Genomic DNA, 15751 nt, shown 5'->3' on the forward strand with positions numbered 1-15751 from the left:
CCCTGGGCGTTTGTTCCGTCCCCCGTGGGGCCGTCGCGGCCGTCATACTTTTGTGCCTTGTGTGGCTCGTGTGACATGTCTATGGTGATCCCGCGCGCAAAGCGGACCCGACCCGTTCGCCATCGCGCACATCAGACTGCGCACGGGGGGAACCGCCGCCAGGTCTGCCTCTTCGGACGGGCAGGACAGGTGACCCCTGCCTGCATGTGTTCACGAGGGGGATGTTCTCTTTGTTGTTGCGAAGATCGACAACACGCTTCGCGCGTGTGGTTCCGGTTGTTCTCTCCATAGCCGTCCTGGGCGCGGTCGTCGCCAGGCCCGAGCTCGCCGCCCAGTACGCCGACGACGCCGCGCCCGTGGCCGCTGCCACCGACAGCTACGACGGTTTCGACAGCGCCGCCGCGCAGCAACTGCGCCAGGACCAGTGCCTGATGGCCGACGCGCTGCGGCTCGGCGGCCCGGGCATGTTCACCACAGCGCAGGACGCGCTCAACCAGACGCCGGAAAAGCTGCGCACGGCGGCGAACCGGGAGTACTGGAACACCACTCCGCTGTCGACGGCGTTCGAGCAGGACAGGGCCGCCGCGGACAAGGAGGGCACCGCGCTCCACGCCCGCCTCGACGTGTGGCAGAAGCCGGTGTCGGATCTGTCGTACCCGGGCGGGTTCAAGAGCGTCGCGGACTTCCGGGACCCGCCGGGGCTGCCCGGCAGCACGGAGAAGGACTTCTTCCAGCAGACCGGAATCTCCCAGTGGATCTGGGAGCAGTTCTGGAAGTCCGAGGACGATCTGTACGACGATCCGACCCCGCCGGCCGACGCGGCCACGGTGACGGCCGTCAAGGCCCTCGGTACCCCGCTCTACGGCGCGAGCCCGTCCGGCTCGGATCCGAACTGGAACCAGGCCTACGAGGAGCACCAGGCGTGGGACGGCCTGGTCAACTGGAGCATGGAGCCGACGGGTTCGGACAACGCCCGTCTCTTCCTGGCGTCGGGCGGCTTCCCGCGTACGGCGGCCGAACCGGGCACCGTCGAGTACCGGCTGGCCGTCGAGGACCTGAAGACCCGGTTCGCGGCGTGCGGTTGGCGCGGGCCGGTCGACCCGAACAAGGTGCTCGGCAAGCAGGTCGCCGCGGCGTCGGCGGAGTGGCAGCAGGAGATCGCCGCACAGGCCGCGCCGCGCAACCAGATCCTGACCGCCAACCGTGACGCCGTGAAGGCGCTCGCGAGCGGTTCGAAGGCGCTCGGCGAGATGCTGGGCCAGTCCTGGATCGCCGATCACCTGACCCGCTGGCAGAGTTACTGGTCCGCCGGTGGTCCCGGCTGGATCGGTACCAGCCCGATGGTCATCCACGCGAACGGCGCCGCCGACAAGTGCCTCGAAGTCGCGGGCGCGGGCAAGACCAACGGCTCGATCGTGCAGATCTACACCTGCAACGGCGGAGCCGGGCAGAAGTGGCAGATCAGCGGCGACACGCTCGTCAACGTCAACTCCGGCAAGTGCCTGGAGGTGAAGGGTGCCGGTACGGCCAACGGGACCGCCGTCCAGATCGGGACGTGCAGCGACAAGAACGCCGCGCAGAAGTGGGCGTACGACAGCCACGCCACCACGCGGCTGTTCAACCCGGGTACCGGCAACTGCCTCGACCTCGCGTCGTACGCCAACAGCCGTGACGGCCGGATGTGGGACTGCCTGGGCACCGTCCCGCAGAAGTTCGACATCACACCGTCCGGTCACCAGGGCACCGACGACCTGGACTACCCGGAGACGGCCGACTTCACCAAGGTGAAGGCGCGCATCACCGCCGCCCGCGCCGAGTCGACGAAGCAGCTCGCGGTGATCAAGGCGCAGGCTGCCGCCGCGAAGAAGTCGGCCACGGCGACGGACACCGCTCAGCAGTCGGCGTACGTGATCGCCGACCAGGCCGGTGCCCCCAGGGGCCGTGGTCTGCTGGTGGGTCTGCAGAAGGCGCAGGTCACGAAGGCGTCCTCGGCCGCGCTGGACGCGCTGGTGAAGGCCGGTGAGACCGCTGACGCGGCCACCCGGGCCGCCGCCGGGGACAGTGCGACGATCGCCGCGCGTGCGGTGACGCAGACCGCCGCGTCGAAGGCGGCGTTCCGTACGGCTGCCGCGCAGCAGGCCAGGGAGCAGGCGAAGGCAGCGGCCGACGCCGCCGCCGTACAGGCGCAGGCCGCGAAGGCGGCCCGGGATCTGGCCAAGGCGAAGCTCGTCGAGACGCAGGCGGCGGAGGCGGACGCGAAGGCTGCGGCCGCCGAGGCGCACGCGCAGCGGCTGAACGCGGAGAAGGAGGAGCTGACGGCGAAGGCGGAGAAGGAGACCGCCGCGCAGAAGCAGGCCGAGGCCGCGCAGCACCGGCAGAACGCCGAGGGGTACGCGACCGAGGCGAACAACGCGAAGGGCCGTGCCGAGGCCTCCGAGACGACGGCGCGTGAGCGTCGTCAGGACGCGGAGGCGGCGCGGGACAACGCGAAGGGCAAGCGGGACGACGCGTGGGACGCCGAGAGCCGGGCCAACACGGCGCGGGCGAAGGCGGACGCGAAGGAGGCGTACGCCCAGGCGCACGACGCCGACGACCAGGCGACGGCGTCGCGGTCGGCGGCCGACGCGGCTGATGCTGCCGCGACGGACGCGGAGTCGGCGGCGGCGTCGGCTCGTGGCGAGGCGAACGCGGCGACACAGGCGGCGGCTGACGCCGACGCGGCGGCGACGCGCGCCGAGGCCGCTGCCAAGCGGGCCCGTGCGGCCTCGGACGCGGCGAACGCGGCCAAGCTGAAGGCTGACGCGGCGGTCCGTACGGCGACGGCCTCGGCGGCCGACGCCATCAAGGCCTCGCAGGTGGCGGCCCAGGCGGCCAGTGCCGCGGTCAAGCTGGCCGACGAGGCCGAGAAGCACGCGCTGGAGGCGAAGGCGCACGCCGACGTGGCCAGGGCCGAGGCCGTCAAGGCGGTCGCGGGTGCGGCGGAGGCCGTCGGTCACGCGTACGCCACCGCGCAGGCGGCGGAGGACGCCCGTAACTCGGCGCAGCAGGTGGCGGCGCCGGCGAACGACGCGATCCAGCTCGGTTCGCCGTACGTCACGACGGACTCGGCGGCGGGACTGGCGGTCCTGACCGGTCAGTCGACGAAGACGATCGCCGAGCAGCAGGTGGCGGTCGCCGAGGCGCACGCGGCGAACGCGGCGCAGGTCGCGACGCAGGCGCAGAGCACCGCGAACGCGGCGACGGGTGACGCGAAGGCGGCCCTGGTACTGGCCGGCGAGGCCGCCGGGTTCGCGGCGCATGCCCGCAAGTCGGCCAAGGAGGCGCTCGGTTACTCGGCCGAGGCCTCGACGTACGCCGCCGAGGCCCAGAAGTCACTGGCCCGCAGCATCTGGTACGACCAGCAGGCCATGTTGACGCGGCAGCCGCCGACAAGGCGGCGGGTCGGGCCGAGGGCTACGCCAAGGACGCCCGCGCCTCTGCCGACCAGGCGGCCCTGGACGCGGCAGCGGCCCGCCAGGCGGCCTCGGAAGCCGAGCAGGCGGCGACGGACGCCCGCGCGGCGGCCACCCGGGCGGACGCCGAGGCGACCCTCGCGGAGGAGGCGGCGAAGGACGCGCAGAAGTACGCGGACTCGGCGCAGGAGGCGGCCGACCAGTCGGAGCGCAATGACGCGAACAAGACCGTGGCCGAGGGTTCCGGAACCGGTGTGGGCGGTGTCTTCTACGTCGTCGACAAGATGACGGAGTCGGGCCCGTCGAAGCCGCTCAACAAGTGCGACTATGTGCCGTTCCAGGGCTGCACGGTGACATGGGAACTGCATGTCGACATCACGGTCAGTTTCTACCTCTGCGTCAACCCCGAGGTTCCCGCGACGGAGACCGGGTGCCCGAAGGCGGACACGACGTACCTCGACACGAAGGTGCTCAAGGACCAGACCAGGAAGTGGACCCACTACTTCAGCTTCGGGGACATCACCCGGATCGGCTGGCAGAACCTCTTCGGGGAGACAGCCGGAGCGGTTCTGTACGAGATCGTGCTGGGCGACGTCGCTCGCTGCTACCACGGCGACAAGTCGAGCTGCGCCTGGTTCGCGTCCAACTTCATCCCGGGCAAGGTGTTCGGGAAGATCGGTGAGGCGATCTTCGCGCTCGACGCCGCTCTGAAGACCGGAATCGGAGTCGCCGACGCGTTCAAGGCGCTGCGGAAGCTGGACCTCGACCCGGCGGCGCTGGCCAAGATCGAGGCCAGTGTCAACGCGTACGAGGACGTCATCACGACGTGCAAGCTCAACAGCTTCCCCGGGGACACCCTGGTGCTGATGGCCGACGGTACGCGCAGGCCGATCAGTGCGGTGCGTGAGGGCGACCGGGTCCTGGCCGCCGACCCCGGCAACGGGCGACTGCGCGCGGAGCGGGTCACCGACACGTTCCGGCACGACACCGAACGGCTGGTCACCATCGACCTGGCCGGCGGCAGCAGCCTGGACACCACGGCCGGACACAAGATCCGCACGGGTGAAGGCGTCTGGGTTCTCGCGGCCGACCTGCGCCCGGGTGACCGGCTGCTCGGCCCGGACGGCACACCGCGCACGGTGACCGGAGTACACGACCGGTCGGGTCTCGCCCCGCGCGAGGTGTACGACCTCACGGTAGGCGGTCTGCACACGTTCTATGTGCGGACCGAGGGGGCCGGGGCGGCGGATGTTCTGGTGCACAACTGCCTGAACCTGGCGGACGAGGACCTTGCCGATCTCGCCGACTACGCAGACGAGATGCACACGCTGAAGGACCACGTCAACCGGTCGCCGGCGCAGGCACGGGCTCTCGCCACGGAGAAGGGCGAACCCAAGTCGATCTGGACCAGCCAGCAGATCGCCCAGGAGGCCGTGGAAGCGGTGGTGCTCCAGAATTTCAACAAGCTGGACGCGAGCGGCAACCGGGTCTTCGACAAGGCGAAGTGGGAGGCGTTCGTACAGTCGGGTGCGAAGCTCAGGGACGGAGGGCAGTACCGGACGCTCACGGGCACGTTGCACACCTATCCGTCCCTGGGCAAGGTGTACTTCCCGAACAGCACGAGGGTCGACGACGCGGGCAACAACGTCGTGCTGATCTTCATGAAGGTCAAGAAGCACAAGGGCAACGGGCGTTACGGGCTCGTGGTCAAGACCGCCTACCCGAAGTAGGACACGATCCCAGCAGGACACGACCCCGGTAGGACCTGATCCATGCCACAGAAACGTCCCACGTACGTCGAACTGGGTTACTCCGGTGACTTCGGGCTCACCGGTCTGACGGAGCTCCTGCGTCAACTGTGCTCCCCGGACGGTCCCGCCGTCGACCTTCCGGCCGCGCTCGCGGTCGCCGCCGGGTCGGCGGACGGGTCCGACGGTGAGGAGGCCGTGGAACTGGAGGAGGACGCCCGTCGGCTGCTGGACGTCGACGGTGCCGGGGACGGTCCGTTGTCGGAGGAGGTTCTCCGCACGGTGTGGCTGGCCGCTGCCGGCCGGGTTTTCGACCCGGCCGGCAGCGGTACGGACACCCGTGGCTGGTTGCGGGCGGTCGCGGATCTGGCCACGGAACGCCTCCGGCAGAACGACCGCTCCTACGTCCCGCCGCCGGTGTCACCGGTACGGGACGAGGAGCTGTGCGGGGCGGTCCTGGCGGAAATCCGCGTGCTGGCCGGGGAGTTGACCCGCGCGAGTGAGCTTCCGGAGCTGGCACGGAGCCTTGGGCAGGTCGTTGCCCGTGCCGATGCCGATCTCGGCTTCCGGCTTTTCCTGCGGGCCTTGAAGGTGTACGCCGTACAGGTTCCGAAGGAGCAGTACGACAGGTTCCTCGGTCTCGGCGAGCGGCTCGGGTACCCCGCCTGGATCGTCCGGGACGGACTCGACGTCGACTGGCCGCCGATCGACACCGCGCGCCGCGACACGGCGTGGAACTTCGGGCTCTCCCGACTCGCGGGAAACGCCCACCAGGACTGGCACCCCGACACAGCCCGCAGAGAGATCCACAGGGTGGCCGACGCGGACGACCCCGCACAGTCCCCGGGCACGGCGGCGGCCCTCCTGCTGGAGGACGCGCTCCGCCTGTCGCGCTCACCCCTGTCCGACGGGACGGTCACCACACTCTGGGTTGCCGTCTCGGACGCGTCCCTGCGTATGGACGGGCGCGACTGGCTGCGGCTGGTCGCGGACGTCTGCGGGGAGCGGCTGCGGGAGGTCGCCCCCGCGTACACCCCGGTGGTGCCGCCCGCCGGCACGGAGTCGGTGGACACCGTGTTGCGGGAGATCAGGGAGACGGGCCTCGCGGTGACGGACCAGGCGATCAGCCCCCGCTGGCGGCCACTCCCGGCCCCGGATGCCATGGCCGCGCTGGAACAGGTCGTCACTCTGGTCGATCCCGACCTCGGGTTCCGCCTGTTCCTCCAGATGCTGCGGGTGCTGTCCGTGCCGCTCACCCGGGACCAGTACGAACGGTACGTGTCGATCGGGGCGGGGTTCGGGTACGGGGAGTGTCTCGTCGACGAGGTGGAGCATCTCGTCCGAACAGGGGGCGGGCACTGAGCGAGGGCACGCTCGACAGTCGCCTGAGGTCGGTGGTTCGGACAGGGGACGCCGAGGCGGTGCGGGTCCTGTTGGGGGAGGGCGCCGACCCGGACACGGTCGACGCGGATGGGGGCGAGGGTTCGGATACGGATGGGCTGCCCGTCCTGTGCGTGGCTGTCGCGGCGTACGACCACGCAGTCGCCGAGGTGTTGGTGGAGGGCGGGGCGGATCCGGACCGGGTGCTGCCGGACGGGACCACGCCTCTGTGGCGTGCCGTCGACGGAGGCTCCCCGGCGGTCTTCACGGCGGTGCTCGGCAAGGAGCCCCGGCTACGGATGCCGGAGGAGGCCCGGGAACGGCTGCTCGATCTGGCTCGGGGCTGGTACGAGACGGGTGCGGTCGAGGAACTGCGGCGGAGGGCGGGCACGGGGAGCCCCGTAGACGCGGTGGACTCGGTCCGGGTGCAGGACGAAGAGTACGAGTGGGTCGAGCAGATATCGCTCGGCGGCCTCGTCGTACGGGCCGGCCACGGAGCCGTCCTCACCTCGCTGGAGTGGGCCTTCCGCGTCCTGACCCCAGTCGATGAGCTGATCGGCCGCGCTGTCGATCCGCCCGACGAGGACCATGTGAACTGGTCGACGGGCTGCTGGATTCTCGCTCAGCGCCCCAGCTTCGAGACATGGTCGGCCGTGGTCGCCCACCGCCACGACTCCGACCTGGTGCACCGTCGGTTCGTGGTGGGCTACCTGAGGTTGCGGTCGATCGCGTATACCAGTAGCCCCTCCGGAGAGAAGCGCGAAGCTGATTTCTTGGCCGCCTGGGCGGCAGAGGAAACCGACAGCGGGTTGCTCGCCGAGGTACTGGAGGTCTTCGCTTGGTACACGCACCAGGACCAGGAGACCATCGGGCTCCGCTACGCCGACCACCCCGACCTCCGCGTACGCCGCGAAGTGCCCTACACCCTCTCGACGCACGGCGTTCCGTTGACGACTGAGGCCAGGGCCGCGTTGCTCACCCTCACCCGCGACCCGGACACCCGGGTACGTCTCGCAGCGTGCGAGGTGGGCATGCGGGACGACGACCGCCTCCCGGATATCACCCGGACGCTGCTGGTCCTGGCCGAGGATCCGGACCCGGAAACGCGGAGAGCGGCGGCTGCGACCCTCGCCAACTCCCGAATCCGCAGGCCCGCTGTGTCGGATGCGCTGGTGGCACTGCTCGCCCACGACGACCAACTCGTGCGACTGGAGGGCGCCTACGGCCTTGCCGTGCGCGACGACCCGCGCACGGAGGAGGCGATCGACCGGGTGGGCCCCCTCGGCCCCGGGTTCGAGGACGACCACCGGGCCAGTGAGTTCTGGCGGTGGCGGTGGCGGCGGGAGAATCTGACTGAGGCGTGAGCGCGCCTACGACGCCCTGGGGGTGTCTTGGGTGGGCGACTTGAGGACACCGAGGAAGGGGGCGAAGGTGGAGGCTGGGAAGGTGAGAGTGCGGGCCTCTGCCGTCGCACCCTCCGTCTGATCCTGACCATGCACGGGCTGATCGGCCTCGTCGACACCGCCGAACTCCTTGCCACCGAGCTCGTTTCGAACGCCGTACGCCACACCAAGGGTTCCGCCGCCCTGCGTGTTCGCTGGTCGGCTGGTGTTCTGCGGATCGGGGCCTGGGATGCGGATCCTCGACCGCCGGAGCCGCCACGGGAGTTGGGGGAACTCGTCGACTCGGAGGACGGGCGCGGCCTGGGGATGGTGCGGGCGTGTGCCGACCTCTGGGGGTGGCAGCCGCTGAGCCGGTTCGGGAATCGCGGCAAATTCGTGTGGTGCGAGCTGACCTCTGCGGCGTGAACGTTTTTGCGTAACTCGAAAGAGCGAACGCATTCCGAATGCCTCGAAACACCTCCCTCCGCTGAAGCAAGGTTGCACACATGGTCACATCAGCTCACGAGGGCTTGCACCGCATCTTTCAGGAGCGGCCCGAGATCCTGGCTCCCGTGTTCGGGGTGCTGGGGGTCCCGTTTTCCGCGAAGGCGACCGTGGACGCCGTTACCACTGACGTGACGGAATCCCGGCCGCTGGAGCGCCGCGTGGACACCGTGCTGCGCATCGGTCCGTCCGACGGCGAGGACTTCCTGCTCGCCATCGAGTCTCAGTCGGCCAAGGTCGCGGGCAAGGCGCGGAGCTGGGCGTATTACGTCAGCTACCTGCAAGCGAAGTACGAACTGCCTGTGCTGCTACTCGTGGTCTGCCAGGACGCGGCCACCGCCAAGTGGGCCGTCGGCCCCTTCGAGTGCGGCACGAGCGGCTGGACGGCACTGCGGGTGTATCCGCTGGTCGCCGGGCCGGACAATCTGCCGGTGATCACGGATGCCAGGACCGTGGCCAAGAACCTCCCACTGGCCGTACTTTCTGCCCTGGCACACGCCCGCAGCCGCGACGGCGACGTCATACTGGAGGCAATCAGCACCGTTCTGCAGGAGCTGCGGCCAACCGATCCCGACACCGCCGAGTACTTCTTCGACTTCCTGGAAGTCACCCTGGGTAACACGCCAGCCGGAAAGAAATGGAAGGACATCATGTCGTTCGTCAGTTACTTCCCCGGCCGGGGGACGGTTCGGGAGACGGCCTACCTCGAAGGCCAGGCCAAGGGCGAGGCCAAAGGAAAGGCCGAGGGTAAGGCCGAGGGTAAGGCCGAGGCGATTCTGTTCGTACTGGACATGCGTGACATCCCCGTGCCCGACGAGGTGCGCGAACGCATCACGGCCTGCACCGATCTCGACCGGATCCACACCTGGCTGGAGCGATCCCGGACGGTGGCGCGGGCGGAAGACCTGTTCGTCGGGGATCCTGAATCCGTGCCCGGCGATTCGGAACAGGCCTGACGGCCGGACGATGCCGTGACGGCAGCGGTCCGCTGAGTCGTCGGAGCTGTCCGGATGATCGTCTCGCCGTAGGCTGCTCGGCATGAGCATCATCGGAGTCGGGATCGATGTCGCCGAGATCGAGCGGTTTCGGGCCTCGCTTGAGCGGACGCCCGCACTCGCCCAACGGCTGTTCCTGGAGAGCGAGTTGCGGCTGCCGAGCGGTGAGCGGCGTGGGGTCGCCTCGCTCGCGGCCCGGTTCGCGGCGAAGGAGGCGGTCGCCAAGGCGCTGGGTGCTCCGGCCGGGCTGCTCTGGACGGACGCCGAGGTGTGCGTCGAGGACAGTGGGCGGCCCTGGCTGCGGGTGACGGGGACCGTGGCCGCGCGCGCGGCGGAACTCGGGGTGCGGTCATGGCATGTGTCGCTCAGCCATGACGCGGGGGTGGCTTCGGCCGTGGTGATCGCCGAGGCGTAGGGCACCTGACGGGGCAGGGTGCGCCCGTTGCGCGGGCCGGTCGGGCGGGTGTGCGGGAGACTCGGAGTATGCGAACTGCGTACGGCGTGGAGACGGTACGGGCGGCCGAGCGGGAGCTGATGGCGCGGTTGCCCGAGGGTGCGCTCATGCAGCGTGCGGCGGCCGGACTGGCTGTCGCCTGCGGTCAGTTGATGGGGCGGGTCTACGGCAGCCGGGTCGTCCTGCTCGTCGGCAGCGGCGACAACGGGGGCGACGCCCTGTACGCCGGTGCCAGGCTCGCCCGGCGCGGAGCCGGCGTCACGGCGGTGCTGCTCGCCCCGGAGCGCACCCACGCCGGGGGGCTCGCGGCGCTGCGGGCGGCGGGTGGGACGGCGATCACCGGGGCCGGTGACGTAGCAGGGGTGATCCGTCGGGCCCACCTCGTCGTCGACGGCATCGTCGGGATCGGTGGGCGGGGTGGCCTGCGGGGCGATGCCGTGGGGTTGGCGGAGGTGGTCCGGGAGGTGGGGGTCGCCGTTGTCGCCGTCGATCTGCCCAGCGGGGTCGACGCCGACAGCGGTGAGGTGCCCGGGGCGGCGATCCGGGCCGATCTGACCGTGACCTTCGGGACCCACAAGCCGGGGCTGCTCATCGATCCGGCGCGTGAGTACGCCGGGACCGTGCGGCTCGTCGACATCGGGCTCGGGGAGGTCCTTCCCGGGCGGGCCGAACTGGAGGCGTTGCAACACGCCGACGTCGCGCGGCTGTTGCCGGTGCCCGGCGCCGAGAGCGACAAGTACCGGCGGGGCGTCGTCGGTATCGCGGCGGGCTCGGCGCGGTATCCGGGCGCTGCCGTGCTGGCTGTCGCGGGCGCGCTTCGGGGCGGCGCCGGAGCCGTGCGGTACGTCGGGCCGGCCGCCGACGCGGTGATCGCCCGCTTTCCCGAGGCGCTCGTGTCCGACCAGGGGCCGCACAAGGCCGGGCGCGTCCAGGCGTGGGTCGTGGGGCCCGGGGCCGGGGAGGACGCCGCCACGGTCGCCGAGGTGCTGGAGGCAGACGTACCCGTGCTGATCGACGCGGACGGGCTGCGGCTGGCGGACCGGGACGCGGTGCGGGGGCGTACCGCGCCGACGCTGATGACCCCGCACGCCGGGGAGGCAGCCGCGCTGCTCGGCGTGGGGCGCGGGGAGGTGGAGGGGGGCCGGTTGTCGGCCGTACGGGAGCTTGCCGCGCGGTACGGGGCGACCGTGCTCCTCAAGGGCTCCACCACGCTGATCGCCGACCCGGCGGGGGGCGGTGTTGTGCGGGTGAACGCGACCGGTACCGGGTGGCTCGCCACCGCCGGCAGCGGAGACGTGCTGTCGGGGCTGGGCGGGTCGTTGCTGGCGGCGGGGCTCTCTGCGCTGGACGCGGGGAGTGTGGGGGCGTATCTGCACGGGCTGGCGGGGCGGTTGGCGGCGGAGGGGGCGCCGGTGGGGGCGCAGGATGTGGCGGAGGGGGTGCGCAGGGCCTGGCAGGACGTCCGGGACGGTGGGGGCGTTCGGGAGGGTCGGAATCTGCGAGATGTTCGGGGTGCCTGAGGCATCTGAGGCGCACGCTCGGCTCACGCACGGCCGTGTGACGCGTGCTCGGGTCGCGCGCGCTCGGGTGGCGCACGGCCGGGTGGCGCGTGTTCGGGTCGCACGTGCTCGGGTGACGCACGGTCGGGTGACCCCGCCGCGCGGCTGAGCCCGGCGGCGTCAACCCCGCGTTCTCCTGATCGCATGATCAGTCGACCGTTCGTCCTCCGAGGGCTCACCGCGCTGCTCGTCGCAGTGGCCGTGCTGCCCGTCGGTCCCGCCGTCGCGGATCCCGTGCCGTCACCTGCCCCTGCCCCCGGCTCCGGTACCGAGGGCGTCCTCGTCCCCGGCGTGCCCCCCGCTCCCTCCCAGCCCTGGTCCTTCGACACCCCGGACCAACTGCTCGCGCCGCAGGTGTACACGCCGACCCGTGAAGAGGACGCCGTCGAGCCGTCCGAGGCCGCGCGGGGCACGTACGACCTCATCGAGTACGTACCGTTGCGTGAGGCCGCGAACCGAGTGGCCTGTTCCAAGCTGGCCGGGCCCTATCAGCGGCAGGTCGAGTTCTGGCTGAAGCTGAGGGTGGACGGCAAGCAGTCCGCCGCCGACTGCCGGGCCATCCGCGCCTTCCAGCGCAAGTACAAGATCAAGCCGGACAGCGGTTTCGCCGGACCCGTCACCTGGTCCCGTATGCAGCTGCTGTCCGCGCGGAAGAATCCGAACGCGGCGGGCAAATGCCCCGTACGGACCTATCGCGTCGCCTGTGTCGATCTCGGGCGGCAGCTGACCTGGGTGCAGAAGGGGAAGAAGGTCGTCTACGGGCCCGTGCCCGTCCGGACCGGCCGTACCGCCTATCCGACGCGCGGCGGGTGGCACAAGGTGTACTGGAAGCACAAGAACCACCACTCCACCCTCTACGACACCCCCATGCCCTACGCCCAGTTCTTCAGCGGCGGCCAGGCCTTCCACGCCGTCTACGGCAGCATCTACACCACCGTCGGCTCCATGGGCTGCGTCAATATGCGGCTCGCCGACGCCCGTACCCTCTGGGGCGTTCTGAAGACGGGCGACCACGTGTACGTGTGGGGACGACGGGCCGCGGGGTAGCCGCGGGTGTGCTCCGCGGTCCCTCTGAGACACTGGGGGCGCCATGAGTGAGACAGCAGCCCCGCCGGCCGCCGCCCTGCGTGCCCGCGCCGAGATCGACCTGGCCGCCCTGCGGGCCAACGTACGGACCCTGCGTGCCCGCGCGCGCGGGGCGGCCCTGATGGCCGTCGTCAAGTCCGACGCGTACGGCCACGGGGCGCTCCGGTGTGCCCGGGCAGCCGTCGAGGCGGGCGCCGAGTGGCTCGGCACCGCCACCCCCGAGGAGGCCCTCGCCCTGCGGCGGGCGGACTCCGGGATCTCCCGCCACGTCCGGGTCATGTGCTGGCTCTGGACGCCGGGCGGGCCGTGGCAGGAGGCCGTCGAGGCCGACATCGACGTGTCGGTGGGCGGGATGTGGGCCCTTCGGGAGGTCGTCGAGGCCGCTGCCGCCGCCCGGCGCCCCGCCCGTGTCCAGCTGAAGGCCGACACCGGGCTCGGCCGCGGCGGCTGTCAGCCGGGGGACGACTGGTGCGCCCTCGTCGCCGCCGCGCTGCGCGCCGAGCGGGACGGGCTGATCCGGGTCACCGGGCTCTGGTCCCACCTCGCCTGCGCCGACGAACCCGAACACCCCTCCATCGACGCCCAGCTCACCTGCTTCCACGACATGGTCGCGTACGCCGAACGGCACGGACTGCGGCCCGAGGTACGGCATCTCGCCAACTCGCCCGCCGTGCTCAGCCGGCCGGACACGCACTTCGACCTCGTACGGACGGGCGTCGCCGTCTACGGCATCTCGCCGAGCCCGGAGATCGGTACCTCCGCCGACCTCGGTCTCCGCCCGGTGATGACGCTGGCCGCCTCGCTCGCGCTGGTCAAACACGTACCGGGCGGCCACGGTGTCAGTTACGGGCACCACTACGTCACCCCCGGCGCCACCACCCTCGGCCTCGTCCCCGTCGGCTACGCGGACGGCATCCCGCGCCACGCCTCCGGCACCGGCCCCGTCCTGATCGGTGGCAAGTGGCGGACCGTGGCCGGGCGGGTCGCCATGGACCAGTTCGTCGTCGACCTGGGGGGCGACGAGCCCGAAGCGGGCGCGGAGGTCCTGCTCTTCGGACCCGGCGACCGGGGTGAGCCCACCGCCGAGGACTGGGCACAGGCGGCCGGGACGATCGCGTACGAAATCGTCACCCGCATCGGAACCCGGGTGCCCCGTGTCTACGTGAATGAGTAACAAGTGGGGAGTCGGGGGTAGTCGCCCGACAGGCTCTCCGGCCCGGCGGCACGAGTAACCCCGACAACTCCGCCTCCCGTTTTCCCCCGTCAGGGGCCCAGCAACTCAGACCGACACACCAACACACACCAACTTCAGTGGGATCTCCAGCGAGGAGCGGGACGTGAGCGAGAGCAGTGCGGAGGTCGTCGCGAGCGCCGCCACGGCGGCCGTGGCCTCCGCCGCGGAGGTGACGGCCGGCGGCTGGCGCCGGGCGACCGGTATCGCGGGCGTCGCCATAGGGGTGGTCGCCGCCGGTGCCGCCGCGGGTGTCGCCGTCGAGCGGCTCACCGTGGGGCGCGGTATGCGCGAGCGGGCGCGGCTCGTGCTCGACTCGGCGGGCCCCTACGGCGCGCTGCGCGGCACCCCGGGCAAGGCGTACGCGGACGACGGCACCGAGCTGTACTACGAGGTCGACGACGTCGACCCGGAAGCCGCGCCCGCCCTCACCCCGCGCCGGCGGCGGCTTTTCGGGCGCAAGGCCCCCGCCCCCGTCACCGTCGTCTTCAGCCACGGCTACTGCCTCAACCAGGACTCCTGGCACTTCCAGCGGACCGCCCTGCGCGGAGTCGTGCGCAGCGTGTACTGGGACCAGCGCAGCCACGGGCGGTCCGGGCGCGGGGCCGCCCAGCTCAACGACAGGACGCCCGTCTCCATCGACCAGCTCGGGCGGGACCTGAAGGCCGTCCTCGACGCCGCCGTCCCCGAGGGGCCGATCGTGCTCGTCGGGCACTCCATGGGCGGGATGACCGTCATGGCCTTCGCCGACGAGTACCCGGACGTCGTACGGGAGCGGGTCGTCGGGATCGCCTTCGTCGGTACGTCGTCGGGGCGGCTCGGCGAGGTCAACTTCGGGCTGCCCGTCGCGGGCGTGAACGCCGTCCGACGGGTGCTGCCCGGAGTACTGAGGGCGCTGGGGCAGCAGGCCGAGTGGGTGGAGCGGGGGCGGCGGGCCACCGCGGATCTCTTCACCGGCATCATCAAGCGGTACTCGTTCGCGTCGCGGGACGTCGATCCCGCCGTCGCCCGGTTCGCCGAGCGGATGATCGAGGGCACGCCCATCGACGTCGTCGCCGAGTTCTACCCGGCCTTCACCGAACACGACAAGACCGAGGCCCTCGCCCACTTCAGGGACCTGCCCGTGCTGGTGCTGGCCGGGGTCGGGGACCTCGTCACGCCGAGCGAGCACAGCGAGGCCATCGCCGACCTGCTGCCGGACGCCGAGCTGGTCCTCGTGCCGGACGCCGGTCACCTGGTGATGCTGGAGCACCCGGAGGTCGTCACCGACCGGCTCGCCGACCTGCTCACCCGCGCGGGTGCCGTACCGGCAGGGGCTACGGTTTCCGGTTATGGAAGCACCAGCAGCAGCGCACGACGGCCCGGCTGAGTTCGCCACCGGGTCCCCCTCGCGCCCGACGTCCTCCCTTCCCACGTCCTCCGTGTCGTCCGAGCTCACCGTCAACTCACCCGACCAGATGCGGGAGTTGGGCCGGAGGCTCGCCGGGCTGCTCCGGGCCGGCGATCTCGTCATGCTCACCGGTGAGCTGGGCGCGGGGAAGACGACGCTGACGCGCGGGCTCGGCGAGGGGCTCGGGGTCCGGGGCGCGGTCACCTCGCCCACCTTCGTGATCGCCCGCGTCCACCCCTCCCTCGGTGAGGGGCCGCCGCTCGTCCACGTGGACGCGTACCGGCTGGAAGGCGGTCTCGACGACATGGAGGACCTCGACCTCGACGTCTCGCTGCCCGAGTCCGTCATCGTCGTGGAGTGGGGCGAGGGCAAGGTCGAGGAGCTGACCGACGACCGGCTCCATCTCCTCATCCACCGGGCCGTCGGAGACACCACGGACGAGGTGCGGCACGTCACCCTCACGGGGGTGGGGGAGCGGTGGGCGGCGGTTGACCTGAGCGCCGTGGGAACGTTCGCGTGAATGTTCCGACAATCCGTCGGCAAGATGTTGCGTCGGGTGTCTCGCCCGTG

At 71.3% G+C, this 15751-nt stretch carries 9 protein-coding genes and 2 pseudogenes; all 11 read left to right on the forward strand.

All coding sequences use genetic code 11. The annotated features are described in order from the left end of the window. The first annotated feature begins 221 nt into the window (after nt 1-221). The 11 genes and pseudogenes from STRTUCAR8_RS20445 to tsaE all read left to right on the forward strand — a co-directional run bounded on the left by STRTUCAR8_RS20445 (nt 222) and on the right by tsaE (nt 15701). Nucleotides 222-5182, forward strand: a pseudogene (locus tag STRTUCAR8_RS20445) (RICIN domain-containing protein). Between the two features lie 42 nt (nt 5183-5224). Next, a complete protein-coding gene (locus STRTUCAR8_RS20450; protein WP_006377801.1) occupies nt 5225-6562 on the forward strand; it encodes a hypothetical protein in 1338 nt (445 codons plus the stop codon). Nucleotides 6563-6594: 32 nt separating this feature from the next. Next, a complete protein-coding gene (locus STRTUCAR8_RS20455; RefSeq protein WP_006377783.1) occupies nt 6595-7944 on the forward strand; it encodes a HEAT repeat domain-containing protein in 1350 nt (449 codons plus the stop codon). 96 nt (nt 7945-8040) lie between these two features. Continuing rightward, nucleotides 8041-8388, forward strand: a pseudogene (locus STRTUCAR8_RS20460) (ATP-binding protein); the annotation flags it as partial. 80 nt (nt 8389-8468) lie between these two features. Beyond that, a complete protein-coding gene (locus tag STRTUCAR8_RS20465; protein ID WP_006377802.1) occupies nt 8469-9422 on the forward strand; it encodes an RpnC/YadD family protein in 954 nt (317 codons plus the stop codon). A gap of 82 nt (nt 9423-9504) precedes the next feature. Next, the gene (locus tag STRTUCAR8_RS20470; RefSeq protein WP_006377772.1) at nt 9505-9876 is read left to right on the forward strand and encodes a holo-ACP synthase; all 372 of its coding nucleotides are present in this window, start codon (nt 9505-9507) and stop codon (nt 9874-9876) included. A gap of 68 nt (nt 9877-9944) precedes the next feature. Next, nucleotides 9945-11435, forward strand: a complete 1491-nt coding sequence (locus tag STRTUCAR8_RS20475; RefSeq protein ID WP_006377778.1) for a bifunctional ADP-dependent NAD(P)H-hydrate dehydratase/NAD(P)H-hydrate epimerase — start codon at nt 9945-9947, stop codon at nt 11433-11435. A 183-nt stretch (nt 11436-11618) separates the two neighbouring features. After that, nucleotides 11619-12521, forward strand: coding sequence for a L,D-transpeptidase family protein (locus tag STRTUCAR8_RS20480; protein ID WP_006377775.1), 903 nt, complete (start codon nt 11619-11621; stop codon nt 12519-12521). A gap of 43 nt (nt 12522-12564) precedes the next feature. After that, nucleotides 12565-13734 (forward strand): alanine racemase, encoded by a 1170-nt coding sequence (gene alr / locus STRTUCAR8_RS20485; RefSeq protein ID WP_006377790.1) that lies wholly within the window; start codon nt 12565-12567, stop codon nt 13732-13734. A gap of 163 nt (nt 13735-13897) precedes the next feature. Then, nucleotides 13898-15160 carry an alpha/beta fold hydrolase gene (locus STRTUCAR8_RS20490; protein ID WP_006377780.1) on the forward strand — a complete coding sequence of 421 codons (1263 nt, stop codon included), beginning with the start codon at nt 13898-13900 and terminating at the stop codon, nt 15158-15160. Continuing rightward, nucleotides 15123-15701, forward strand: a complete 579-nt coding sequence (tsaE, locus tag STRTUCAR8_RS20495) for a tRNA (adenosine(37)-N6)-threonylcarbamoyltransferase complex ATPase subunit type 1 TsaE (RefSeq protein ID WP_078507250.1) — start codon at nt 15123-15125, stop codon at nt 15699-15701. Before STRTUCAR8_RS20490 ends, tsaE begins: the two co-directional genes overlap by 38 nt. Nucleotides 15702-15751: the final 50 nt, after the last annotated feature.

Source organism: Streptomyces turgidiscabies Car8, assembly GCF_000331005.1.
GTDB classification, from domain to species: domain Bacteria; phylum Actinomycetota; class Actinomycetes; order Streptomycetales; family Streptomycetaceae; genus Streptomyces; species Streptomyces turgidiscabies.

Bases quoted from the DNA above. Each gene is read 5' to 3' on its own strand.
- alr (WP_006377790.1), top strand. From the start codon at position 12,565: ATGAGTGAGACAGCAGCCCCGCCGGCCGCCGCCCTGCGTGCCCGCGCC.
- STRTUCAR8_RS20450 (WP_006377801.1), top strand. From the start codon at position 5,225: ATGCCACAGAAACGTCCCACGTACGTCGAACTGGGTTACTCCGGTGAC.
- tsaE (WP_078507250.1), top strand. From the start codon at position 15,123: ATGGAAGCACCAGCAGCAGCGCACGACGGCCCGGCTGAGTTCGCCACC.
- STRTUCAR8_RS20480 (WP_006377775.1), top strand. From the start codon at position 11,619: ATGATCAGTCGACCGTTCGTCCTCCGAGGGCTCACCGCGCTGCTCGTC.
- STRTUCAR8_RS20475 (WP_006377778.1), top strand. From the start codon at position 9,945: ATGCGAACTGCGTACGGCGTGGAGACGGTACGGGCGGCCGAGCGGGAG.
- STRTUCAR8_RS20465 (WP_006377802.1), top strand. From the start codon at position 8,469: ATGGTCACATCAGCTCACGAGGGCTTGCACCGCATCTTTCAGGAGCGG.
- STRTUCAR8_RS20470 (WP_006377772.1), top strand. From the start codon at position 9,505: ATGAGCATCATCGGAGTCGGGATCGATGTCGCCGAGATCGAGCGGTTT.